The 4948-nt window shown below is 65.6% G+C and carries 5 protein-coding genes and 2 tRNA genes; 4 read left to right on the top strand and 3 right to left on the bottom strand.

The window, feature by feature from the left end; translation table 11 throughout:
• Positions 1 to 4: 4 nt before the first annotated feature.
• Positions 5 to 80, top strand: a tRNA-Glu gene (locus DBR20_RS05190).
• Between the two features lie 63 nt (positions 81 to 143).
• Here DBR20_RS05190 and DBR20_RS05185 read toward each other — a convergent pair.
• Positions 144 to 560 carry a GNAT family N-acetyltransferase gene (locus DBR20_RS05185; RefSeq protein WP_100552850.1) on the bottom strand — a complete coding sequence of 139 codons (417 nt, stop codon included), beginning with the start codon at positions 558 to 560 and terminating at the stop codon, positions 144 to 146.
• Between the two features lie 78 nt (positions 561 to 638).
• Between DBR20_RS05185 and DBR20_RS05180 the strand changes: the two genes are divergently transcribed.
• A complete protein-coding gene (locus DBR20_RS05180; RefSeq protein ID WP_108265438.1) occupies positions 639 to 1595 on the top strand; it encodes an SOS response-associated peptidase family protein in 957 nt (318 codons plus the stop codon).
• Between the two features lie 9 nt (positions 1596 to 1604).
• On the opposite strand, the gene DBR20_RS05175 is transcribed toward DBR20_RS05180, so the two are convergent.
• On the bottom strand, positions 1605 to 1985 hold the full coding sequence (locus DBR20_RS05175) for a response regulator (RefSeq protein ID WP_108265437.1): 381 nt from the start codon (positions 1983 to 1985) through the stop codon (positions 1605 to 1607).
• 140 nt (positions 1986 to 2125) lie between these two features.
• On the opposite strand from DBR20_RS05175, the gene DBR20_RS05170 reads away from it, so the two are divergent.
• Positions 2126 to 2211 (top strand) — tRNA-Leu (locus DBR20_RS05170).
• Positions 2212 to 2292: 81 nt separating this feature from the next.
• Positions 2293 to 2859 (top strand): GNAT family protein, encoded by a 567-nt coding sequence (locus DBR20_RS05165; protein ID WP_108265436.1) that lies wholly within the window; start codon positions 2293 to 2295, stop codon positions 2857 to 2859.
• A 19-nt stretch (positions 2860 to 2878) separates the two neighbouring features.
• Here DBR20_RS05165 and DBR20_RS05160 read toward each other — a convergent pair whose 3' ends face one another.
• Positions 2879 to 4720 (bottom strand): methyl-accepting chemotaxis protein, encoded by a 1842-nt coding sequence (locus DBR20_RS05160; RefSeq protein WP_108265435.1) that lies wholly within the window; start codon positions 4718 to 4720, stop codon positions 2879 to 2881.
• Between the last annotated feature and the right edge of the window lie 228 nt (positions 4721 to 4948).

Here is a 4948-nt window from a genome sequence, read left to right as displayed (position 1 = left end):
GTGCGTCCCCATCGTCTAGAGGCCTAGGACATCACCCTTTCACGGTGGCGACCGGGGTTCGAATCCCCGTGGGGACGCCAATCTTTGAAACCCCGGCTTCGGCCGGGGTTTTTCTTTGCCTGCGATTCCGCGGTGACCGCACCTCAGAACCGGCGATACATGCCGATCGAGGCTGGCGCGGTCGGCGCAAAGCCAAACTGCGCATACAGCCGATGCGCTTCGCCATCGGCCAACAGACTCACATACGCCGACGGCGGCAGGTTGCCCTGCATCCAGTCACTCAGACGCTGCATCACCGCCTTGCCCAGACCCTGACCCTGCAGACGCGGCAGCACGGCGATATCGCAGACCTGCAGGTGGCAACCACCATCACCGATGATCCGGCCCATCGCTACCAGCTCGCTGCCCTGGTAGGCACAGACGCCGAAAACGGTGTTGGGCAATGCCCGAGTTGCGGCCTCGTGGGTCTTTGCGCTGAGGCCAGCCAGTGCGCGCAGCTGGCAGTAGTCTTCGACCGTCGGCACCGCCTCGCGGAACTGGATCGTCTGTGGATCATTCATGCAACGTCTCCTGGAAGGTCGGGCTATCCTGCCGCATCCTCATCGCAGCCGCTGCGACCCTTCTTCCGGCAGAGTCCCATGTGCTATTCCGCCCTGATCCGCGCCGACTACGCCAAGCTGGTGCGCGAGTTCGGCGCCGTCCTCTCCCTGGAGGAATTCGCCGAACTCTATGCGCATGATCCCGGCAAGAAACGACCGAAGACGCCGAAAGCCATGGACGACGGTTTTGCTGGTGCGCGCACCGAACTGGGCCGCGACATCGTGGCGAAGATCCAGCAATGGCATGCACAGGAGCGGCAGCAGCTGCAGGCAGAGCTGGAACGGCAGCTTGAACGTCGCGACATCGCCAATGCCACCCTGGCCACGCGGCCCACACAGAAGGCACGCAATGACCTGCGCGTTGCCGGCAACCGCATCGACCGCGCGCAGGCACGGCTGGACGACCTGCACCGGGAACAGCTGCTGCCACGTGACAACCGTATTTTTCCCGGCACCTACGCGCCAGTGATGGTCAGCGAGCATGGCCGGCGCGTGATCAAACCCATGCGCTATCAATGCCGGCTGCCGGACAAGCCCGCACGCAACGATGTGCTCTACCCGGGCACCTACAATGCGCGGCGGGACAGCCTGGAAGGCTATTGGCGCGGGGCCTTCGGGCTGCGCCATGGCGTGGTGGTGGTACAGGCCTTCTACGAGCACGTACCTCGCCACGCCATTGCCGGCCGCACCCTGCACAATGACGAGAAGGCACAGGACGTGGTGCTGGAATTCCGCCCGAACCCGCCGCGCGACCTGCTGCTGGCCTGCCTGTGGGCGGAATGGGACGGTCCGGAAGGACGCCTGCTGTCTTTCGCCACCATCACCGATGGGCCGTCAATCGATGTCGCCGCTGCCGGCCATGACCGGGGAGTACTGCCGATCCGCGCCGAGCATCTGGACGCTTGGCTCAACCCGGACCCGGATAATCTGGCTGCGCAGTACGCCATCCTCGACGACCGCGAGGACATCCGTTACGTCTACGAGGAAGCCGCCTGAGCGGCGGGATCAGACGTTGGCGCTGGAACGCCCAACGGCGCGAACCAAGGCCTTGGACAGATCAACGGACAGATAGGGCTTGATCAGCAGCACGCCGGATTGCATCGCGACCGGCAGTTGTTCAGCGGCCATGCCGGTGGCGAGCACGAACGGCACGCCGCGCGCGGCCAGCGCCGCAGCAACCGGTTCGCTGGTCTCGTTGTGGGCCAAGCGGTAATCCAGCAGGGCCACGTCAGGGGCGGCCTCTTCCAGCAGGCGCAGCGCCTCGGCAACGGACGCGGCCAGGCCGACGACCAGAGCGCCGGACTGCACCAGCTGCATCTGCAGCAGGGCTGCACTCATTTCATCGTTTTCGACTACCAGCACCCGCAGGTCCTGCAACGCTGACATAGCGCTATCGCTCCTGTGCCTGTTAAGCCTTCACAGTATAGCCAGCAGCCAGCCGATACCGACAATTCAACGCCATTTCGGCCCCGTTCGCCTGCACCTCTATGAACACCCGCCGGGCTCGGGTACACTAGCCCGCTGCTGCCGGTGTGGCGGAATGGTATACGCAGCTGACTCAAAATCAGCCGGGGGTGACCCCATGAAGGTTCGAGTCCTTTCACCGGCACCACGATCAAAGGCCAGGTCCACGACCTGGCCTTTGTCGTTTCCGGTCTTGCCCTGCCCGACCGACGCCGCCGACACTCGAGCGATGGCAACACACTCCACTCCAATCCTTCCCCCAGCGCTCCAGGCCCACCTGCGCGAACTGGTCCCGCAGGACGCTGTCGCCTGGTCGAACTACCTGTCGCTGCCGGGCGTGATCGAGCACACCAGCTGGGGCGATGTCTCTGTAGAGGCTCTGCAGCGGCAGGTCGTCGACCATGCGCGCAACGCACGATGCCGCCGCTGGGCGATCCTCGACAGCGACGACCAGCTGCTCGGCACTGTCGGCCTCAACGACATCGACATCGAGCACCACCGCGCTGAACTGGCCTACGACCTGTCCCCTGCCCATCAGGGACGCGGGCTGGCGACCGGGGCGGCGCGCGCGGTCATCGCCTGGGCGCATACCGCACTGGGTTGCGTGCGCATCCAGGCCACCGTACTCGACAGCAATCTGCGATCCATTGCCGTGCTCGAACGCTTGGGCATGCAACGCGAGGGATTGCTGCAGTCCTATCGCCATGTCCGTGGGCAACCGCGCGATTTCTGGATGTATGCGCACACTCACCCGCAGCTGTATGCCGGCCAGGTCGACGACCGCGCCGCCCCATAGGCCGGCGCGGTCCTGCACGCTACACCACCCGCAGCGCCGGCGCATGCACGCCATGGCCATGCCCTGCACCCGCCCCCGCGTGCACACGGAACCCTGCCACCGTCTGCAACAGCTGCGAGGACTGCTCCTCCATGCTGCGCGCGGCCGCTGATGCCTCTTCCACCAGCGCCGCATTCTGCTGCGTGCCCTGGTCGATCAGATCGACCGCGTGGTTCATCTGCTGGATGTCGTCGCTCTGCTGTTGCGCAGCGGCACTGATCTCGGTCATCAGGTCGCTGACCCGGCGCACGTCGACCACGATCTCGTCCATGGTCCGCCCTGCGCTCTCGACCTGCGCCGTTCCGGCGCCGACGTTGGCAACCGACGCATCGATCAGCTGCTTGATTTCCTTCGCTGCACCCGCCGAGCGCTGCGAGAGCTCGCGGATCTCGGTGGCGACCACGGCGAAACCACGACCATGCTCGCCGGCACGCGCCGCTTCCACGGCCGCGTTGAGCGCCAGGATGTTGGTCTGGAACGCAATGCCATCGATCACACCGATGATGTCGACGATGCGACGCGAGGAGGCGTTGATCACCGCCATCGTCGAGACCACTTCATGTACCACCTGGCCACCGCGTGCGGCCACATCGGCGGCGCCGCCGGCCAGTTGGCTGGCCTGGCGTGCATTGGTCGCAGTGCGCTGCACGGTCTCGGCCAGCCCCTTCATCGACACTGCAGTTTCTTCCAGTGATGCGGCCTGCTGCTCGGTGCGCTGGGACAGGTCGTTGTTGCCTTCGGCGATCTCGCTCGCACCCACTGCAATGGTGTCTGCGGCGAATTTGATCTGGCCGATGATCCCGGCCATTGCTTCGACCAGCGCGTTGACGCCGCCGCAGAGTTCGGCGATCGGGCCGCTCTTGTCGGCCATCGCGATGCTCCGGGTCAGGTCGCCCTCCTTCGCCGACGCCACCACCTCGCGCGTCTGCGCCACGGCGCGCTGCATGGCCTGGCTCTCATGCACCTGTGCGGTGATGTCGGTGGCGTACTTGACGACCTTGAACGGCCGCCCGCCCGCGTCGAGGATCGGGTTGTACGACGCCTGGATCCACACTTCGCGGCCACCTTTGCCCAGCCGCCGGTACTGGCCTGCGTCGTACTCGCCGGAGCCGAGCTTTTCCCAGAACCGGCGATACTCGACACTGGCCCGGTAGTCGGGCTCGACGAACAGCGAATGATGCTGGCCGCGCACTTCTTCCAACGTATAGCCGGTGGCGGCCAGGAAGTTCGCATTGGCGGCCAGGATGCGACCATCCATGCTGAACTCGATCACCGCCTGCGATTTTTCGATGGCCGCGAGTTGCCCCGCCGACTCGGCCGCCTGCTGCTTCTGCGCCGTGATGTCAGTCGCGAACTTGACCACCTTGTATGGCCGCCCGTGCAGGTCAAGCACCGGGTTGTAGGAGGCCTGGATCCATATCTCGCGCCCCCCTTTGCCGAAGCGCCGGTACTGCCCTGCATCGAATTCACCGCGGCCCAGCCGCGCCCAGAAGTCGCGGTATCCGGTACTGCGCGCGTCCTCGGGATCGACGAACAGGGAGTGATGCCTGCCCTGGATCTCATCCAGGCGATATCCCACTGCCTGCAGGAAGTTGTCATTGGCCTGCAGGATGGTGCCGTCGAGGGCGAACTCGATGACCGCCTGCACCCGATGCAGTGCGGCAACCTGGGCCTCGAGCTCGACGTGCCGCCGATGCTGCTCGGCCACCTCCGTGGCACGGCGCTGCCTGCCCAATACCCCCCGCAGCGCGCGCAGGGGAGACCAACGGGTGAGCACTTCGGCCGGCGCCTGAGCACCTTCCATGGAGCCTGAAATAAGCATCGTCTGATCCTCGGTGTCCGGGTAGCGGTTGCGACCCGCCGGGCGGGATGCCCGGCGGCAACTTCGATTGCCTGGGACTGCAGACGCCGGAAGGCGTCACTCGAGCGACTGGCAGAAACAGCAAGGCAGCTGCGATCGTCATCAAACAGCGGCGGAGCAAACGGCTTGGGCCGCCCATCGCAGGCAGCTTCGGGTCCGGCAGCGGGAGACTGTAGCGGGCTCCAGAAA

Origin of the sequence: Stenotrophomonas sp. HMWF023, assembly GCF_003060985.1 — a bacterium.
Lineage (GTDB): Bacteria > Pseudomonadota > Gammaproteobacteria > Xanthomonadales > Xanthomonadaceae > Stenotrophomonas > Stenotrophomonas lactitubi.
The sequence above is the reverse complement of the archived record's forward strand: the minus strand, read 5'-3'. Positions and strand labels throughout refer to the sequence as shown.